Raw genomic sequence first — 16,853 nt, 5'->3', positions numbered from 1 at the left:
TTCAACTTGAAGCGCGGTGTTCCGGCATCGCGCTGGCGATCCCGGATATGCCACTTCATCTCGTCAAACTCAGCGTCGGTGCCACGTCCATCAAGGATCTTCGGGGCTGGATTGCCGAGCGTGTGAAGCAGGCCAGGGCGAAGGGCCAGCCGCCGCGTCATATCCATGTCACCCGGATGTCCCCCAAACGCGTTGACGAACTTCTCGATGGCGGATCGATCTACTGGGTCATCAAGGGTGAGATCGCCGCGCGCGAGAAAATCCTCGGCATCGAGCCGTTTCGCGACAAGGATGGCATCGGGCGGTGCCGCCTTGTGATGGAGCCAAAGCTGATCGCGGTATCGCCGCGGCCGATGCGGCCGTTCCAGGGCTGGCGCTATCTCGATCCGAAAAGCGCGCCGCCGGATCTGGGCAAGGCCGCTGCCAGCGTAGCCGCGATGCCTGAGCCGCTGCGGCGCGAATTGCGCGAGCTTGGCCTTCTGTAAGCTAGGCCTTGATGTTGTCGATCAGGCGGGTCGTTCCGATTTTCGCGGCCACCAGCAACCGAACCGGCCCTTCGTTGAAAGACGTGATGGGCGCGAGCGTTTCGGCGTGCCGGGCCTCGAGATAGTCGAGGGCAAAGCCGGCCTGACGGATGAGATCGGCGCCATCGGACAGCGCCGCCTTGAAGTCATCGCCGGCGCGCATCCGCTTCGCGGTGGCCTTGAGCGTGCGAAACAGCACAGGTGCCGTGCTGCGCTGATCGGGTGACAGGTAGACGTTGCGCGACGACAGCGCGAGGCCGTCGCGCTCGCGGATGATCGCGCCGCCGATGACCTTGACCCCGAGATCGAGATCGCGCGCCATGCGCGTGACGACCTTGAGCTGCTGAAAATCCTTCTCGCCGAACAGCGCCATGTCGGGGCGCACCTGCGTGAACAGCTTGGCGACAACGGTCGCGACGCCACCGAAAAAGTGCGGACGGAATTTATCTTCAAGTCCTGCAAGGGCTGGACCCTCAGGGGCAACCCTCGTCGCGAAGCCGTCCGGATACATCGTCTTCACATCCGGATTCCAGATCAGATCGACATCCTCTGCCTTGAGGCACGCGAGGTCCTCCTTCCAGGTGCGCGGATAGGAGCCGAGATCTTCATGCGCCGCGAACTGCGTGGGGTTCACGAAGATCGACACGGCGACCTTCTGTGCATGGCGTTTGGCAAGACGAACCAGCGACACATGGCCGTCATGGAGCGCACCCATGGTCGGCACAAGCGCGAGCGTGGCATTGCGTTTGCAAAGTTCGGTGCGAGCCCGATGAAGGGATGAAAGCGAACGTGCGATGATGGGGGAGCGGGTCATTCGTGCCGATGTCTGGAAGCGGGTGATGTGTCGTGGGGCTCAGTCTTAACAAAGCTGGTGGTGCGAGCCAACGACCACGGGGCAGGGCTGAGGCTCCCGCCGATTCATCATGAAATATGAGCCCGTTTGAATTTCACTTGATTCTTTCTGGACTTGGCCGAAGATATCCACAGGGGATATGGCATGCTTTTGCAGACGAGTCAGGGGCAGTCCGGGTCGGCGCATGTCGTCGTGCTGGGCAACGAGAAGGGCGGGTCGGGCAAGTCCACCACCGCGCTTCATGTCGCCGTTGCCTTGCTGAAGGCCGGGCAGCGCGTTGCCACCATCGACCTCGACTCGCGTCAAAAGAGCTTCACCCGCTACATCGAGAATCGCCGGGCCTGGACCCAGCGCACCGGGCTCTCCCTCGAACTGCCGCACCATTGCTGCGTTGCCCTGGGCTCCAGCATGCAGATCGGCGAGAACGAGATGTCGGAGTTCGAGCAGTTCTCGGCTGCTGTCAGCGCGGTTGAGCGAACCTACGACTTCATCGTCATCGATACGCCGGGGACCGACAGTTACCTGATGCGTCTGGCGCACTCGATGGCCGATACGCTGGTGACGCCGATCAATGACAGTTTTCTCGATTTCGATGTTCTCGGTTCCGTGGACCCCGCGACCTATTCCGTGATCGGGGAAAGCCAATACGCCACCATGGTGAAAGTTGCGCGCAAGCAGCGCCGCGATCTCGACGGCGCCACCACCGACTGGATCGTGGTCCGGAACCGGCTGTCGATGCTGGGATCGCGCAACAAGCAACTGATCGCGGAGGGGCTCGACCAGCTCTCGTTCCGGCTTGGTTTCCGCCCCGTGGATGGTTTCGCCGAACGCGTGGTCTACCGCGAGTTCTTTCCGCGCGGCCTGACCGCCCTCGACGATCTGGATGAGGCGACGCTCGGCACCCGCCCGAACATGGCCCATGTGACCGCCCGGGAGGAGGTGACCGGCCTGCTGCGCCACCTCAAGCTCCCGATCGACGAACGGGGCCGCCGCCGGGCCGCGACCCGGGCCGAATGGTTCGCCCAGGTCGACCGCCCGCTGGAAAATCATGGGCTGACCGCCTAAATTTGGGGCTGGAGCTGCCGGGTTCCATGGCGGCCTCCCGGTGCCGGTTCCGTGGCTAAAAAGCGAATTTTTCCTGTAAAATATGAACTTATCGCTGGTTGAGCGCTTGGTTCATTGACCCTGTCATGGATCAAGGCGTGTCATTGAGGCGTGTGGCATGTTTGATGCATTGCACCAAATTACTGGTTTAGGCCGGACACATGACAGGAAATTAAGTTGGTTTGTCGCTCGTCTGTCATCATCTAACTAGACAAGTGCGAAGGATTCTAAAACACTGTGTTGTGAAGGGCGGTCTGGACCAATATCCGGCCAAGGCCTGACAATTCGAGGACGTGATGAAGCGCGGAATTTTCATCCTGCTTGGTCTGTTTGCGATCGTCGTCGTCGCGTATTTCACCGCGAGCAAATGGGCGATCCGTCACGAGACTCTGACGTTCTACGATGCCGCGCGTAACCGCCAGATCGACGTCGCGATCGCCGTGCGCCGCGACAAGGAGATGCAGGCGAATGCCGGCATGCTCACCTTGCCAGTCGCCGTCGTTAACCACGGCAATACGGTAAAATTCACCGAGTACTCGTTCCTCGCCAACGTACTCGCGGCTCGCGGGTATTTCGTGACGAGCATTCAGCATGATCTGGCGGGCGATGCTCCCCTGGTCACCAAGGTCGGCGAACTTTATGTGGGGCGTTTGCCGGTCTATCAGCGCGGCGTGGTGAATATCGAATTCGCCATCGACCAGATGAGGAAGATCCAGCCCAACGCGGATTACGATCGTCTTACACTGGTTGGACATTCCAACGGCGGCGACATCTCGATGTACTTCGCCAAAATGCATCCGGAGAACGTGAAGAAGATTGTCACGCTCGACAATCTTCGTGTGCCGTTCCTCACCGAAGGCAAGTTCAAGATTCTTTCGTTCCGTTCGAAGGACCCCGTGTTCAAAGCCGATCCTGGCGTCGTACCGGATGACGATACATGCGAGCAGTCCGGTATCACCGTGGTCAATACGGGCTTCCAGCATACCGACATGAGCGATCGCGGGCCTGATAACGTGAAGACGTCTATTCAGGGTGTTCTCGACAAGTTCCTCGCGGAGGACAGCAGCAAGCTCGCGCCGGTCGATACCACCAAGAAGATCGCCGTGCCGAAGCCTGACTCCGTCGCGCAGGTTGCACCTCCCATCAATTGACGGCTAACGGCTGCGATTGCAGTGCCATCGCCGGGTCCGTCCCGGCGCATCGCACGTTTGCGTGAAACAATTCTGCCGCCATTGATTTCGCTTGCTCTCGCCACATTCCATTGGTGGCATGACTTCTGCTTGGTTCGATGCACCCCAAATAGCAAGCGAGGTGAGAGTCATGGCCGTCAGCAGCTCTTTTCAATCTCCCGGTCTGGTGCCGTCGGAGAGGAATCAGGTCGCCCCAGTCATCAGCGACGATGAGTGCATGTCGCGTCTGGCGCGCGCTGTGGCCGAACACGATGACCGGCGGCTGAGCGAAGTCGCGAAGCTCATCGGGCGGCTCGCAGTGCCGATCGAGTAGGGCGATCCTTCAGCGGTTTCCGGGTGCGGAATTGACCAACCGCCCCTGGCGCTCCACATAGGACTCGCATCTGACAGCGAGCCGCTATGACGCGCGATCCGACCATCCCAAAATCCGGCGAGCAGCCCGTCACGGGGCGCAATCGCACGGTGCCGGACGCGCAGACATCGGCGTCTGCCGATATCGCCGCCTTCGTCGCCAAGGCGCGGGCGATGACGCCCGGCAAGGCCGGCACGGGCAGGCTGCTCTTCGCGCTGGATGCGACCATGAGCCGCCAGCCGACATGGGACATGGCGTGCCAGCTTCAGGCCGACATGTTTCGCGAAGCCGGCAGTATCGGCGGCCTCTCAGTGCGTCTCGTCTACTATCGCGGCTTGAGCGAATGCCGCGCGAGTCCATGGATTTCGGATACGGCACATCTCGCCAAACTGATGAGCAGGATCGATTGTCAGGGCGGAAAGACCCAGCTTGGCCGCGTGCTGGCGGATGCGCGGCGCGAGGCTGTTGCGTCCGGTGTGCGTGCCATCGTCTTCGTGGGCGATGCGATGGAGGAGAATGTTGATGCGCTGTGCGCCACCGCGGGCGAACTCGGGTTGCTGAAGGTGCCGTGCTTCATGTTTCAGGAAGGCAACGACCCGGCGGCGGAGGCAGCGTTCCGTGAGATCGCGCGGCTGACGGGTGGCGCGTGGTGCCGTTTCGACATGGGCTCGGCGGCGCAGTTGCGTGAACTTCTGCGCGCCGCCGCCGCTTATGCGGCGGGCGGACGGGAGGCCCTCATGAGACTGGCGAAGAACACATCGGGTGCCGCGGCTCTGCTTGGGCAGATGAAGTAAACAAGCATACCCCGGAAAAGTGGAAGCCGGTTTTCCGGATAGGTCATGCTCAACCTGCCGCAGGCGCGGCGCTATTTCGCGATATATCCGCTTAACAAATCCCGATATCACCATAGATCAGGCGTGCGTGCCGGTGGCACACACTGCCGGCGAGAATTTTGCAAGGATGATCCAAGGCCCATGCCAACCCTGATCGCAGGCATCGTCGCCGTCGCGCTGCTTTACGTTGCGCTGAACATCATCAAGGGCGCCGATCCGAAATGGCTCGCGAAGATTATCCGTGGCGGTGGCGGCGTGGTGACGCTGGCCGCGGCCGTGTTTATCGGGATCAGGGGCGAGCTTGCGGTGGCGATCCCGCTCGGCATTTTCGGCGCGGGTCTGCTCGGCTGGTCGCCGTTCGGCGCTCAGCTCGGTTCGGCCTGGGGCAACTACGGCCCCGGCGCGTGGAAATCACAGGGGCAGAAGTCCCAGGTACGGTCCCAGTTTATAGAGATGACGCTCGACCACGACACCGGAGCGCTTGAGGGGCTTATTACTGCCGGACCCGAAGCGGGGCGTGTACTGGACGAATTCACGCTCGACGAACTCATTGCTCTTGCGCGCGGGTTCGACGCCGAGAGCTGGGCTCTTCTTGAAAGCTATCTGGACCGCCGGTTTCCCGCCTGGCGTGAACACGCGCAGGGCGAAGGGGCAGGCCGGGGTGGAAGCGAGGACCGCCGCGCGGCGCCGAGTGGAAAAATGACGGCGGAGGAGGCCTATCAGATCCTTGGCCTGAAGCCGGGTGCGGGGCGCGACGAAATCGGCCGGGCTCATCGTGGGCTGATGAAGAAACTGCATCCCGACCAGGGGGGCTCGACGTACCTCGCTGCCCGTGTGAACGAAGCCAAGGACACTCTTCTTCGCAATCATCGCTGACTCCAGCACGCAACATCACGCTACAAACTGCGAGCAGCCTTCTCCTCTGATTGAAATGCCCCTGCGGATGCCCGCCGTTGTCCGGCGTGATCGATCCTGCAATTAAGGTTTTAGAGACCAAATCTTGAAAAATGGTTGCATGCGCGCGCGGAGCCGCAAAAAAGAAAAAGCCCGCGGCGGAACCGCGGGCTTTTGTTTCGGTCTTTCGATCGCGGGTCGCGATCAGTTCCTGATGGCGATGCAGGAAATGTCGGAGCGCTTCAGCGTGCGGCAGGCGGCTTCAGCGGAGTCCTGATTGAGGCCGGCGAAGCGTGCGCGGTAGAGCGTCTTGTTGCCCTTCGACACAGTCTCGGTGAATGGATCGGCGTCGCTCAGCAGTCTGCTGGCGCTGCCGCGTGCCGCGTCGAGACGCTGGCGGGCTTCGCTCTCGGTTTCGAGAGCGCCGACCTGAATGATCCATCCCGAACGCGCAACGGTCTTGATCGCGCCATTGTGCTGCATGGTCTGGGTTGGCTGCGCGGGCGGCAACGCGGCCTGCTGGACGGGCTGCGGAGCAGGCTGCTGCTGGGGAGCGGTGGAGGTCTGGAGAGCGACGGCTTGCGCGCCAAGCGTTGTGGGCGGTGTGCCGCGTCCGGGATCTGCATAGGCCATGGTCTGTGCGGGCGGCGCCGATGACGACGAGGCGGGGGCGGAGCCGATGATGCCCTGTCCGATGCCGTTGCTGGTGTTGGGCTGAGCGGGAAGCGGCGCCGGGAAGTCCCCGCGCGGCTGATTGTAGGCGACCGGCCATGGTTCCGCACGGCGGTCGGCCTTGGCTTCAGTTTTGGCCTCAACCCTGGATTCCACTTTGGTTTCTGCCTTGGCGACGACGGCCTTCGAGGTCTCCGCGACCTCGGCCTTTTGCGGTGCCGGAATGGCGCTGGTGGAAACCGGAGCTGGCGCGCCCGGTGCAGCGGACGCAACCTTGGTTTGACCCATGCGAACCTGAACCGTCTTGACGCGCACGGGGGTCATCGGTTCGGCGGAACCGGGAATGGCTGCGAACGTCTGCGAGGAAATTACGCCGCTGGTGAGCGGGGCCGGTGCGGGCTTGTCCTGCTTGTCGCCCTGGGCCTCAGCAACGGTCTTGGCAGGTGTCGCCGGTGCGCGCGGAGCGGGAAGCGGAACAGGCTCCGGCGGCGTGGAGGCGACCTTGATCGCGCCCTGCACCTGAACAGCCGCGGCAGGCTTGGACTTGGACTCTGCCTTGGCCTCAACCTTGGTCTCGGCCTCATCGCTGTCGTCGGCGGCGCTGGCGACTTTGGTGTCGCCGCGTTCGGTGATGGCGGCAACGGTGCGGCGGGTCGAGGCCTCGTCGAGGTTTTCGGCGAGCAGGTTGCGCATGATCGCGTCGCGCGAACCACCGCTGCGTCCACCCATCACGACGCCGACCAGATAGCGGTTGCCGCGCTTCATGGAGGTGACGAGGTTGAAGCCGGAGGCGCGGGTATAACCGGTCTTGATGCCGTCCACGCCTTCGACGCGGCCAAGCAGCTTGTTGTGATTGCGGATCGAGCGGCCCTTGTAGTTGAACGCTTCGGTGGCGAAGTAGCGATAGTATTTCGGGAAGCGGTCCTGAATGGCGCGGCCAAGCGTGGCCTGATCGCGCGCGGTGGTGACTTGGGTATCATCCGGAAGACCGGAGGCATTCTTGTAAACGGTCTTGCTCATGCCGAGCGCACGCGCCTTGCGCGTCATCGCCTTGGCGAAATCGTCCTCGTCGCCGGCAATCGCCTCGGCGATCACAACGGCGGCGTCGTTGGCGGAGCGGGTGACGAGACCTTTGATGGCGTCTTCGACACGGATTGTCTGACCGGGGCGCAAACCGAGCTTGGTGGGTGCCTGCTGCGATGCATGGGCCGACACGTCCATCGTCGTATCGAGCTTCATCTTGCCGCTCTCCAGCCGCTCGAACAGCATGTAGAGCGTCATGATCTTGGTGAGCGAGGCGGGGTGGCGCAGGCTGTCGGCGCTGGTGGCCTGAAGCGTGCTGCCGGAATTGGCGTCGACAATGATCGAGGAGAAAGCGGGGCTGTAGCTGGATACGGCGGCGTGGTGGCGATGCCGGTGACGCCGCCGGGCGTCGGCAGTGTCGACCGTAAAGGTGACGGCCACGGAGACGGTGGCGACGCCGAGAAGGCAAAGACCAAGCGCGCGCAGTGACGCTGACGATTTGACCCCAAGCATGAATTTCCCCGTCCGATTCCCAGTTTATTCGCCTCGTTCTGAGGCCAAATTTGGTCCGGCCGCAGCCCAATTCGGGAAGCCGGGCCGTCCACGCGAAGCCGCGGCTCGGGAAGCCGGCGCCGGATGTCGCCCATCCAGGCTAAGGCATTGGAACCGCGCCGCTTTTCAAATTCACCGCAGAACGCGAAAAGCGCAGGGAATCAAAGTAGGTGCCCACGGTTTCGAAAGGGTTAAGCAAGGGTTTCCGCGATGCTGTGATTTTGTCTCGGATTTAAGACAATTGTGCGACGCACAAGATTCTTGACTTTTTGTTGTGCATTGCGGTAACCTTGGAGCCGTGGTTAGGGAGCCGGGTACCTCCCGGCAGGTCAGGTCATCAGTCTGGGAAAGGACTCTGTGTAATGGTCAAGGTTGAAGAATTTCAGCAGTTCGGCAAAGAGCAGTTCGACGCAGCAGTTGCATCCGCCAACACGTTCTCAAGCGGCCTTCAGTCGATTGCCACCGCTTACGGCGACTACGCCAAGAAGTCGTTCGAAGACACCAAGACCTTCGTTGAGAAGCTGTCGGGTGTGAAGTCGATCGAAAAGGCCATCGAGCTTCAGACCGAGTACGCGAAGACCTCCTATGAGACGTTCGTTGCAGAGTCGCAGAAGATCGGCGAACTCTATACGGATCTCGCCAAGCAGGCGTTCAAGCCTTTCGAAGGCATTGTCGCGAAGGTTTCGGCGACCACTCACTAATTTCAAGGCTCTCTACCAAAGAAAAAGCCCGGCTCAATGCCGGGCTTTTTTATTGTCTCGATCCGTTTGCTTACTTTGCGATGCGAAGTTTCGACAGCGCCGTGCCGATCGAATTGAACGCCGTATTGATGCCGCTGGCGCTGGTCGTCGAGAAGTAGTTGCTGGCGCTGCTGGCGCAGTACGACATCACGCTCGAATTGTTGTCGTTGTTGGTATTCACCTGGATCGTATAGATCTGGATGCCGGCAGCTTTCGCGTTGTCGCACAGAAGTTTCTGGCGAGCGTCGATCGACGACTGACTCGAACTGAAGCGGTTCTGGGTGTTGTCGCCGTCCGAGAGCAGGATGACTGCCTTCGTATACTTGAAGTTGGAGTCTTCGGCAGGTGCGTTCAGCGGTGCCTGTTGAAGCAGCGAGATCCAGCCCCATGCCATGCCGATGGCCTGGTTGGTGTTGCCGTCGGGCTGCATCGCGTCGACCTTGTTCTTGAGAGCGGTCCAGTCGTAGGTCAGAGGAAGAATTTCAGCCGGGCAATCCGGATAGTTCTCCGCCGGGAACTGGGTGGCGCGGTCCGTCAGGTTGGTTGCTGTCGGGCTGGTGTTGTAGGGCGCGGTGCTTGTCGTGTCGTAGTTCTGGTCGCGATCCGAAACGCAGCCGGTCCAGTTGTTCTTCTTCGTCGACGTCCAGTTGCCGCTGGCGTTGTTACATTCGGTCTGCGTCATGAAGCCGATGGTGCCGCCCCACCAGTTGGTGCATTGGCCGAGATCCCATCGCAGCCAGTTGGCGTTCTTGTTGCTGGTTCCGACGTTGACGTCTTTCGCGAACGGAATGATGGAGATGTAAACGTCGCCATCGGTCTTCGCGGCCGTCTTCAAGGTGTCGATCAGGTTCTTCGCAGCCGTTTTCAGGGCGTCCATCTTGCCCGAACTCGACATCGATCCGGTGTTGTCGAGCGCCAGCGCCACGCGCAGCTTGGTGGTGCCCCAGACGGTGGTCGAACTCGCGCCGAAGTCGAGCTTGGGACGGCCGACCATCTTCATGAAATCGGTATCCATCGTGCCCGAGCCGGTCAGGACCACCTTCGAGCCCTCGCTCGTGCTGTTGGTGTAGGCCGCGGTCACGGTGACGCTCTGCGCCTCAGGGTGCTTGAAAAGCGCATTGAAGTAAGCCTGCGCCTTTTGGTTGATCTGAGCGGTGGTCAGGCCGGTCACGTCCTTGGAAATCATCAGGGCCGCGGTATCGAGCGCCGACTGCATGGCGGTGCGGGCATTGTTGACGCGGGCATAGTCGACGGCCGCGCCGACGAAACCCAGCAGCGGGATGATCGCAATGGCAAACAGCACGGCAATGTTGCCGTCTTCCGCACGGCGGAAGCGGGCGAGCGATCCGCGGACCCGATTGAAAATCGATGCATCGTTCATGACGCCACCAGGAAATGAATAAGGTTCTGGCATGCGGGATAGGCCGCAGGCGTGAAGAGGTAGTAAAATGCTGCGGTGAATAACGGGTACACCCGATGAGATGGCCGCCGGCGGGGCCTGTGTCGCGGTTTCAGGGTAAAGGCCGGGTTGCGCACTTGGTTCGAATTTTATCGATTCGCCAGCCGGATCAGCGGCGCCTGAGGCGCGGGAACGCTTGAAAATGGATGCAATGTACATGGCGGTCACCAAAAATGGGTCCTGCCATGTCGTAGAAGCCGGCGATGAAGGGGCGGTAAAAGTTGACGCCAATCTACGTAAAATGCCCCATAAACGGCTTGTTTCGGGCTTCAATCCGGATACATCCCCAACATCGTCTCAATGCGATACGTCGAAATTGACGTGAATTCCGGGCACTTGCATTAACCACAGGCGGTGGTTGCGCCGATGCGAAGCCATCTGCCCGGCACGGTTTCAGCCGGTACGGTATGCTTGCGGGCGGGCGCACGGCGACCCATATTGTTAATGTGATCAAACGGCGCTTTGCCTCCGGCAGGGGCGCCGTTTTGTGGGGATTTTGAACTTTCAGGCCATGCTGCACGTGTCTTCATACCCGGAACCTGTCCCGGCACCCGAGGTGTCCGGCGAACGAACCTCCTCCTTTGGCCTGCGCATGAGCAAGGACGAGAACGACAGCAGCGGGCGGGGCAGTGGTCCGGGCACGTCTGTCATCACCAAGGTCAAGCCAAAGACCAAGCGGCCGAACCTCTATCGCGTCCTGATCCTGAACGACGACTACACCCCGATGGAGTTCGTTGTTCATGTTCTGGAGAAATTCTTCAACAAGGACGTTGAAGCCGCCACGACGATCATGTTGCATGTGCATCATCACGGCATCGGCGAATGTGGCGTTTTTACCTACGAAATCGCCGAAACCAAGGTGACGCAGGTGATGGACTTTGCGCGAAAACACCAGCATCCTTTGCAATGCGTGATGGAAAAGAAGTAGCATTTGAGTCTCGTTCGATTTGTGGGAACCGGACGAGATGACGAGAACGCGGACAGGTTGCAGGAACTGATCAAGCCGGGACCGGACGACAAACGATCGAATGACATGGCGGGGGCCATAAGGGACGCGAATGCCGACTTTCTCTCAGAGCCTTGAACAATCCCTGCACCGTGCGCTTGCCATCGCAAACGAGCGTCATCATCAGTATGCGACGCTCGAACATCTGCTGCTTTCGCTGATCGATGACTCGGACGCCGCCGCTGTGATGCGCGCATGCAGCGTCGACCTCGACAAGCTGCGCGGCAGCCTGGTCAACTATCTCGAAACCGAATTTGAAAATCTGGTCGCGGAAGGCTCCGACGACGCCAAGCCGACCGCCGGATTTCAGCGCGTGGTGCAACGCGCCGTCATTCACGTGCAGTCATCGGGCCGCGAGGAAGTCACCGGCGCCAACGTGCTGATCGCGATCTTCGCGGAGCGCGAAAGCCATGCCGCGTACTTCCTGCAGGAGCAGGACATGACGCGCTACGACGCCGTGAACTACATCAGCCACGGCATTGCCAAGCGCCCCGGCGTCTCCGAGGCGCGGCCGGTGCGCGGCGTCGATGAAGAAGCCGACGCCAAGGGCAGCGACGACTCCAAGAAGAAGGGCGAGGCGCTCGAGACCTATTGCGTCAATCTCAACAAGAAGGCGCGCGACGGAAAAATCGACCCGGTCATCGGCCGCAACGCCGAGATCAACCGCGCCATCCAGGTGCTGTGTCGCCGCCAGAAGAACAATCCGCTGTTTGTGGGCGAAGCCGGCGTCGGCAAGACCGCGATTGCGGAAGGTCTCGCCAAGCGCATCGTCGACAGCGAAGTGCCGGAGGTGCTTGCCGCCGCCACGGTGTTCTCGCTCGACATGGGCACGCTGCTTGCGGGCACGCGCTATCGCGGCGACTTTGAAGAACGCCTCAAGCAGGTCATCAAGGAACTGGAAGCGCACCCCAATGCAATCCTGTTCATCGACGAAATCCACACCGTGATCGGCGCGGGCGCGACCTCGGGCGGCGCGATGGATGCGTCCAACCTGCTGAAGCCTGCGCTGGCTTCGGGCACGATCCGCTGCATGGGGTCGACCACGTACAAGGAATATCGCCAGCACTTCGAGAAGGATCGTGCGCTGGTGCGCCGGTTCCAGAAGATCGACGTCAACGAGCCGACGGTCGAAGACGCGATCGGCATCCTCAAGGGCTTGAAGCCGTATTTCGAGGACTATCACAAGCTGAAGTACACCAACGATGCCATCGAGGCGGCGGTGAACCTTTCGGCGCGCTACATCCATGACCGCAAGCTGCCGGACAAGGCGATCGACGTGATCGACGAGTCGGGGGCCGCGCAGATGCTGGTGCCGGAGAACAAGCGCAAGAAGACCATCGGCATCAAGGAAATCGAAGTGACCATCGCGACGATGGCGCGGATTCCGCCGAAGTCGGTCTCCAAGGACGACGCCGAGGTGCTCAAGCATCTCGAGACGACTCTCAAGCGCACGGTGTTCGGTCAGGACAAGGCGATCGAGGCGTTGTCCGCGGCGATCAAGCTCGCCCGTGCGGGCCTGCGTGAACCCGAAAAGCCGATCGGCTCATATCTGTTCTCGGGGCCGACCGGCGTCGGCAAGACCGAGGTTGCCAAGCAACTGGCGGCGTCGCTCGGCGTCGAACTGATCCGCTTCGACATGTCGGAGTACATGGAGCGCCATACCGTGTCGCGTCTGATCGGCGCGCCTCCCGGCTATGTCGGCTTCGATCAGGGCGGCCTCCTGACCGATGGCGTGGACCAGCATCCGCACTGCGTGGTGCTGCTTGACGAAATCGAGAAGGCGCACCCGGATCTCTACAACGTGTTGTTGCAGATCATGGACCACGGCAAGCTGACCGACCACAACGGCAAGCAGGTCAACTTCCGCAACGTCATTCTCATCATGACGACCAACGCGGGCGCTGCCGACATGGCGAAGGCTGCGTTCGGCTTCACGCGCAGCAAGCGGGAAGGCGACGATCAGGAAGCGATCAACCGGCAGTTCGCGCCGGAGTTCCGCAATCGTCTCGATGCCATCGTGTCGTTCGCGCATCTCAACACCGATGTGATCGGCATGGTGGTCGAGAAGTTCGTGCTTCAGCTCGAAGCGCAGCTTGCGGACCGCGACGTGACCATCGAACTGTCGGAGCCCGCGAAGGCCTGGCTGATCGAGCATGGCTACGACGAGCAGATGGGTGCCCGGCCAATGGCGCGCATCATTCAGGAACACGTCAAGAAGCCGCTGGCGGACGAAGTGCTGTTCGGCAAGCTGAAGGGCGGCGGCCATGTCCGCGTCGTGCTGGTGAAGGACGAGCAGGATGCCGACAAGATCGGTTTCGAGTTCGTCGAAGGACCCGTGACGCCGAAGCCCGAGAAGCTGCCCGGATCGCGCAAGCGCTCCGCGCCGCGCAAGCCCAAGGGCGGCGATGGTCCGAAGGGGCCAGCCAAGCCGCTGATGAAGGTCTGAGCGAAGCTGTCAGCGAAACAATACAAACCCGGCAATCGCGAGATTGCCGGGTTTTCGTTATCTTGAGCCGTTTTTGCCATCCTCGGATGGGATGCTTTTGAAATGAAGCGGTGGCGCCCGAAGAAATGTCTCGCGGCTGTTGTGGCCATCATGCTCATGGCAACGGCTTCGCGCGGCGATGAGCCGGATCTGCCCGCTGCGCCAGCACCCGCCGCTGCCGCGGCGAAGGACGGCAACACGCGCGAGGCGATGTGTCTGATGATCGAATCCGCGGCGTCCGCGCACGGTCTGCCTCTGGAGTTCTTTGCGCGCGTGATCTGGCAGGAAAGCCGGTTTCAGCCGGATACGGTGGGGCCGGTCACACGCAACGGCCAGCGCGCGCAGGGCGTGGCGCAGTTCATGCCCGGTACTGCCAGCGAGCGGCGGCTGCTCGATCCGTTTGATCCGGTGCAGGCGCTGCCGAAATCGGCCGAGTTCCTGCAAGAGCTGCGCGAACAGTTCGGCAATCTCGGGCTTGCTGCCGCTGCCTACAATGCGGGGCCGCGGCGTGTGCAGGAATGGCTCGCCGGCACCGGCTATATGCCGTCCGAGACCCGTAACTACGTTTACGCGATCACTGGCACGCCGGTCGATGACTGGGCGGCGGCTGGCAAGAACGGCGCGATCAGGGACCGCACGCCTCCGGCCGGCTGCCGTGAACTGATGGCGCTGTTGCAGCGCGCGCCGAACCCGTTCGTCGCGGGGCTTGAGCAGCGCGTAAAACTCGGCGCGGCGATGCCGTGGGGTGTGCAACTCGCTGCCGGGTTCTCGCGCGACAAGGCGCTGGCGACGTATGCCCGCTCCATGAAGCGCCTGAGCGCGATCATTGGCGATCGCGATCCGAGCCTTCTCAGTTCGATCTTCCGCAGCCGGGGGACGCGGCCGTTCTATCAGGTGAGGGTCGGCGCTGACACGCGCGCCGCTGCCAACGAACTGTGCGACCGCATCAAGCGGGCGGGGCAGGCGTGCATCGTGCTGAAGAACGCGGAGCGGCATGGTTAATCGCAGCCGGTGCCGAGCGCGGGCGCAAATCCCGGGAATCTCTTGTGACGGTTAACGGGCCGGTCCCGCTGCGTGCAAAAGAAACCCAATGATTGCAGGCATAACTTGAATTCATGCACGGAGCCTTATGCTCAATGAAATGCTAACGCGATGCCAGCGTTTTTCGCTTAAGTTTTGCGAAACCGTTTTCCAATCATCTGGCCGGGGGCAGCGAAACCGTTTCGCCGCAGTCTGTGAGGAGGCCGTCGTGCTGACGTTCGGAATTATCGGTATTGCATTTGCAACCTTGTGCGTTCTCGGCTCGCTGTCGTCATCCGCGCGCGAGCCGTCGATCTGATTTTGATGCCGTTCTTCGCGGCCAACATTCTTGGGGCGCATCGGTATCGATGCGCACCCTGCAAAGCTGTTGCAATTTAGCGGTGCGGCTCCGCGAAATTAGCGCCCCGGGTCCCTTGACGGCGGGGGTGTTTCAACCGCGTGATGAGTCAAACGATTCATCCGGTATTTTGCGGTATTTTGCCCCCTTGGCACTTCCCACGCTCGATTCCACGAAATGGCAAAGCACGCCCGTTGCATTCGCGCTGGGTGTAAAATCTGCGCTGTCGTCGATCCTGGCGCTGGTGCTGTTCGGGACCTTCATCGGCGTCGGCGCATTCGCCCATGACACCGGCTTCACGCTGGGCTGGGCGCTGGCCAGTACCGTGCTGGTCTGGGCTGGACCTGCGCAAATCATCCTGATCTCCACATCCCATGCCGGGGCCACGCTGCTGGAGTCTGCGCTGGCGGTGACCATCAGCGCGATCCGTCTGCTGCCGATGGTGGTTTCGGTGCTGCCGATGCTGAGGACGCCGCAGACGAAGATGCGCCAGCTCGCATTGCCGGCGCATTTCGTGGCGGTGACTGTCTGGGTCGAAAGCTTTCGGCTGCTGCCGCATGTGCCGCGCGAGCGGCGGATCGCATTCCTGAACGGTCTCGGCGGCGGGCTGGTGTTCCTGAGCAGCGTGGCCACGGTGATCGGCTATGGACTTGCCGCGAGCCTGCCGCCGCTGCTGGCCGCCGGAATCCTCGCGCTCACGCCGCTGACATTCCTGCTGTCCACGGCGCGCAACGCGCACAAGCTGGTGGACAAGCTGGCGCTGGGGCTTGGCCTTGCGCTTTATCCACTGGTGCAACTGCTGCAAACCGGCGTCGACATCATGATCTGCGGCCTGACCGCCGGCACGATCGCTTACGGCGTTCATCGCATCCGGAGGCGTGCATGAGCGCTCTCTTCGGCGATGGACATGCCATTGCGCTGCTGCTGTTCGCGGGCTTCCTCTCGAACGAGGCCTGGCGTGTCCTCGGTCTTGTGATCGGCGGCGGTGTCGATGAAAGCTCGGAATTCCTGGTCTGGGTAAGGGCGGTCGCCGCTGCCATCCTTGCGGGCGTCATCGCGCAGATATTGATTTCACCGCCCGGCGCGCTCGCGACGGTGCCGGGTGGGGTTCGCTATGGTGCGGTTGCCGCAGGGATTACCGTGTTTCTGGCGACGCGCAAGTCTGTTTTCGCCGGTGTGATCGCCGGTGAAGCCGTCGTGCTCGCGGGCAAGTGGTGGATGGGTTAGGCGGGAAGGGCTTCAGTCTTTCAGCGCCGCGATCAGCCGGGTGGCGTGATCTTCCAGCACCTTGACGTCTTCCTTGCGGCTTGCCGGCGGCAGCAGCGCGACGCCTTCAACCCGCGGCATGACATGGACGTGGAGGTGATAGACCACCTGACCGGCGGCGGGCTCGCTGAACTGTTGCAGGGTGATCCCGGCGGCATTGAAGGCCTTCATGCCGGCGACCGCGATTTTCTTCGCCGTGCGGGCGACATGCGCGAAGCTGTCGGGCGAGATGTCGAGAATGTTGCGGGCCGGAGCCTTTGGGATCACCAGCGTATGGCCAAGGCATCGCGGCATGATATCCAAGAAGGCGAAGGTGTGTTGGTCCTCATAGACCTTGTGACAGGGAATCTCGCCGCGCAGGATTTTCGCGAAGATGTTGTTGGTATCGTAAGCGGTCATGGTTCATCCCGGAAAAGAGGCGCGTCACAATCGCTGCCCCGCGCCGCGCGGTCAAGCGGGGTTGTTCCGGCGATGCGCATGTCAGGAATTCGCGGGTCCGGGCGGCGATTGAACTCAGGCGTG

At 61.6% G+C, this 16,853-nt stretch carries 16 protein-coding genes; 12 read left to right on the top strand and 4 right to left on the bottom strand.

Annotation, left to right across the window (positions count from 1 at the left end; genetic code table 11):
- The first annotated feature begins 47 nt into the window (after positions 1–47).
- Positions 48–485, top strand: coding sequence for a DUF1489 family protein (locus tag AC1Q6J_RS05030; RefSeq protein ID WP_492278245.1), 438 nt, complete (start codon positions 48–50; stop codon positions 483–485).
- 1 nt (position 486) lies between these two features.
- Here the strand turns inward: AC1Q6J_RS05030 and panC are convergent, their stop codons facing one another.
- Positions 487–1,338, bottom strand: coding sequence for a pantoate--beta-alanine ligase (gene panC, locus AC1Q6J_RS05025; protein WP_492278244.1), 852 nt, complete (start codon positions 1,336–1,338; stop codon positions 487–489).
- Positions 1,339–1,521: 183 nt separating this feature from the next.
- Between panC and AC1Q6J_RS05020 the strand changes: the two genes are divergently transcribed.
- The 5 genes from AC1Q6J_RS05020 (at position 1,522) to AC1Q6J_RS05000 (ending at position 5,732) form a co-directional block, all read left to right on the top strand.
- Complete coding sequence (locus tag AC1Q6J_RS05020; RefSeq protein WP_492278243.1) at positions 1,522–2,442, top strand: division plane positioning ATPase MipZ; 921 nt, start codon at positions 1,522–1,524, stop codon at positions 2,440–2,442.
- Between the two features lie 335 nt (positions 2,443–2,777).
- Complete coding sequence (locus AC1Q6J_RS05015) at positions 2,778–3,632, top strand: alpha/beta fold hydrolase (RefSeq protein ID WP_492278242.1); 855 nt, start codon at positions 2,778–2,780, stop codon at positions 3,630–3,632.
- A 169-nt stretch (positions 3,633–3,801) separates the two neighbouring features.
- Positions 3,802–3,984 carry a hypothetical protein gene (locus AC1Q6J_RS05010; protein WP_492278241.1) on the top strand — a complete coding sequence of 61 codons (183 nt, stop codon included), beginning with the start codon at positions 3,802–3,804 and terminating at the stop codon, positions 3,982–3,984.
- 86 nt (positions 3,985–4,070) lie between these two features.
- Positions 4,071–4,817, top strand: coding sequence for a vWA domain-containing protein (locus AC1Q6J_RS05005; protein WP_492278240.1), 747 nt, complete (start codon positions 4,071–4,073; stop codon positions 4,815–4,817).
- Between the two features lie 180 nt (positions 4,818–4,997).
- The gene (locus tag AC1Q6J_RS05000; protein ID WP_492278239.1) at positions 4,998–5,732 is read left to right on the top strand and encodes a DnaJ domain-containing protein; all 735 of its coding nucleotides are present in this window, start codon (positions 4,998–5,000) and stop codon (positions 5,730–5,732) included.
- A 222-nt stretch (positions 5,733–5,954) separates the two neighbouring features.
- Here AC1Q6J_RS05000 and AC1Q6J_RS04995 read toward each other — a convergent pair whose 3' ends face one another.
- Entirely contained in the window at positions 5,955–7,958 is a 2,004-nt protein-coding gene (locus AC1Q6J_RS04995; RefSeq protein ID WP_492278238.1) for a serine hydrolase, read from the bottom strand.
- A 401-nt stretch (positions 7,959–8,359) separates the two neighbouring features.
- Here AC1Q6J_RS04995 and AC1Q6J_RS04990 point away from each other — a divergent pair, with 401 nt between their 5' ends.
- Positions 8,360–8,698 (top strand): phasin family protein, encoded by a 339-nt coding sequence (locus tag AC1Q6J_RS04990; protein WP_006020947.1) that lies wholly within the window; start codon positions 8,360–8,362, stop codon positions 8,696–8,698.
- 70 nt (positions 8,699–8,768) lie between these two features.
- Here AC1Q6J_RS04990 and AC1Q6J_RS04985 read toward each other — a convergent pair whose 3' ends face one another.
- Positions 8,769–10,118: a vWA domain-containing protein gene (locus AC1Q6J_RS04985; RefSeq protein WP_492278237.1), complete on the bottom strand. Its 1,350-nt coding sequence runs from the start codon at positions 10,116–10,118 to the stop codon at positions 8,769–8,771.
- A 670-nt stretch (positions 10,119–10,788) separates the two neighbouring features.
- On the opposite strand from AC1Q6J_RS04985, the gene clpS reads away from it, so the two are divergent.
- The 5 genes from clpS (at position 10,789) to AC1Q6J_RS04960 (ending at position 16,292) form a co-directional block, all read left to right on the top strand.
- Positions 10,789–11,124 (top strand): ATP-dependent Clp protease adapter ClpS, encoded by a 336-nt coding sequence (clpS, locus tag AC1Q6J_RS04980; RefSeq protein WP_492278236.1) that lies wholly within the window; start codon positions 10,789–10,791, stop codon positions 11,122–11,124.
- 130 nt (positions 11,125–11,254) lie between these two features.
- Positions 11,255–13,648, top strand: coding sequence for an ATP-dependent Clp protease ATP-binding subunit ClpA (gene clpA, locus AC1Q6J_RS04975; protein WP_492278235.1), 2,394 nt, complete (start codon positions 11,255–11,257; stop codon positions 13,646–13,648).
- Between the two features lie 102 nt (positions 13,649–13,750).
- Positions 13,751–14,689 carry a transglycosylase SLT domain-containing protein gene (locus AC1Q6J_RS04970; protein WP_492278234.1) on the top strand — a complete coding sequence of 313 codons (939 nt, stop codon included), beginning with the start codon at positions 13,751–13,753 and terminating at the stop codon, positions 14,687–14,689.
- A gap of 524 nt (positions 14,690–15,213) precedes the next feature.
- Positions 15,214–15,951 carry an AzlC family ABC transporter permease gene (locus tag AC1Q6J_RS04965; protein WP_492278233.1) on the top strand — a complete coding sequence of 246 codons (738 nt, stop codon included), beginning with the start codon at positions 15,214–15,216 and terminating at the stop codon, positions 15,949–15,951.
- Positions 15,948–16,292, top strand: a complete 345-nt coding sequence (locus tag AC1Q6J_RS04960) for an AzlD domain-containing protein (RefSeq protein WP_492278232.1) — start codon at positions 15,948–15,950, stop codon at positions 16,290–16,292. The genes AC1Q6J_RS04965 and AC1Q6J_RS04960 overlap by 4 nt, the downstream gene beginning before the upstream one ends.
- A 12-nt stretch (positions 16,293–16,304) precedes the next feature.
- Here AC1Q6J_RS04960 and AC1Q6J_RS04955 read toward each other — a convergent pair whose 3' ends face one another.
- On the bottom strand, positions 16,305–16,730 hold the full coding sequence (locus AC1Q6J_RS04955) for an HIT family protein (RefSeq protein ID WP_492278231.1): 426 nt from the start codon (positions 16,728–16,730) through the stop codon (positions 16,305–16,307).
- Positions 16,731–16,853: the final 123 nt, after the last annotated feature.

This window comes from Afipia sp. MLSD5-FHT05B12 (assembly GCF_058793355.1).
Note: the sequence above shows the minus strand (reverse complement) of the source record. Positions and strands in the feature narration are given on the sequence as shown.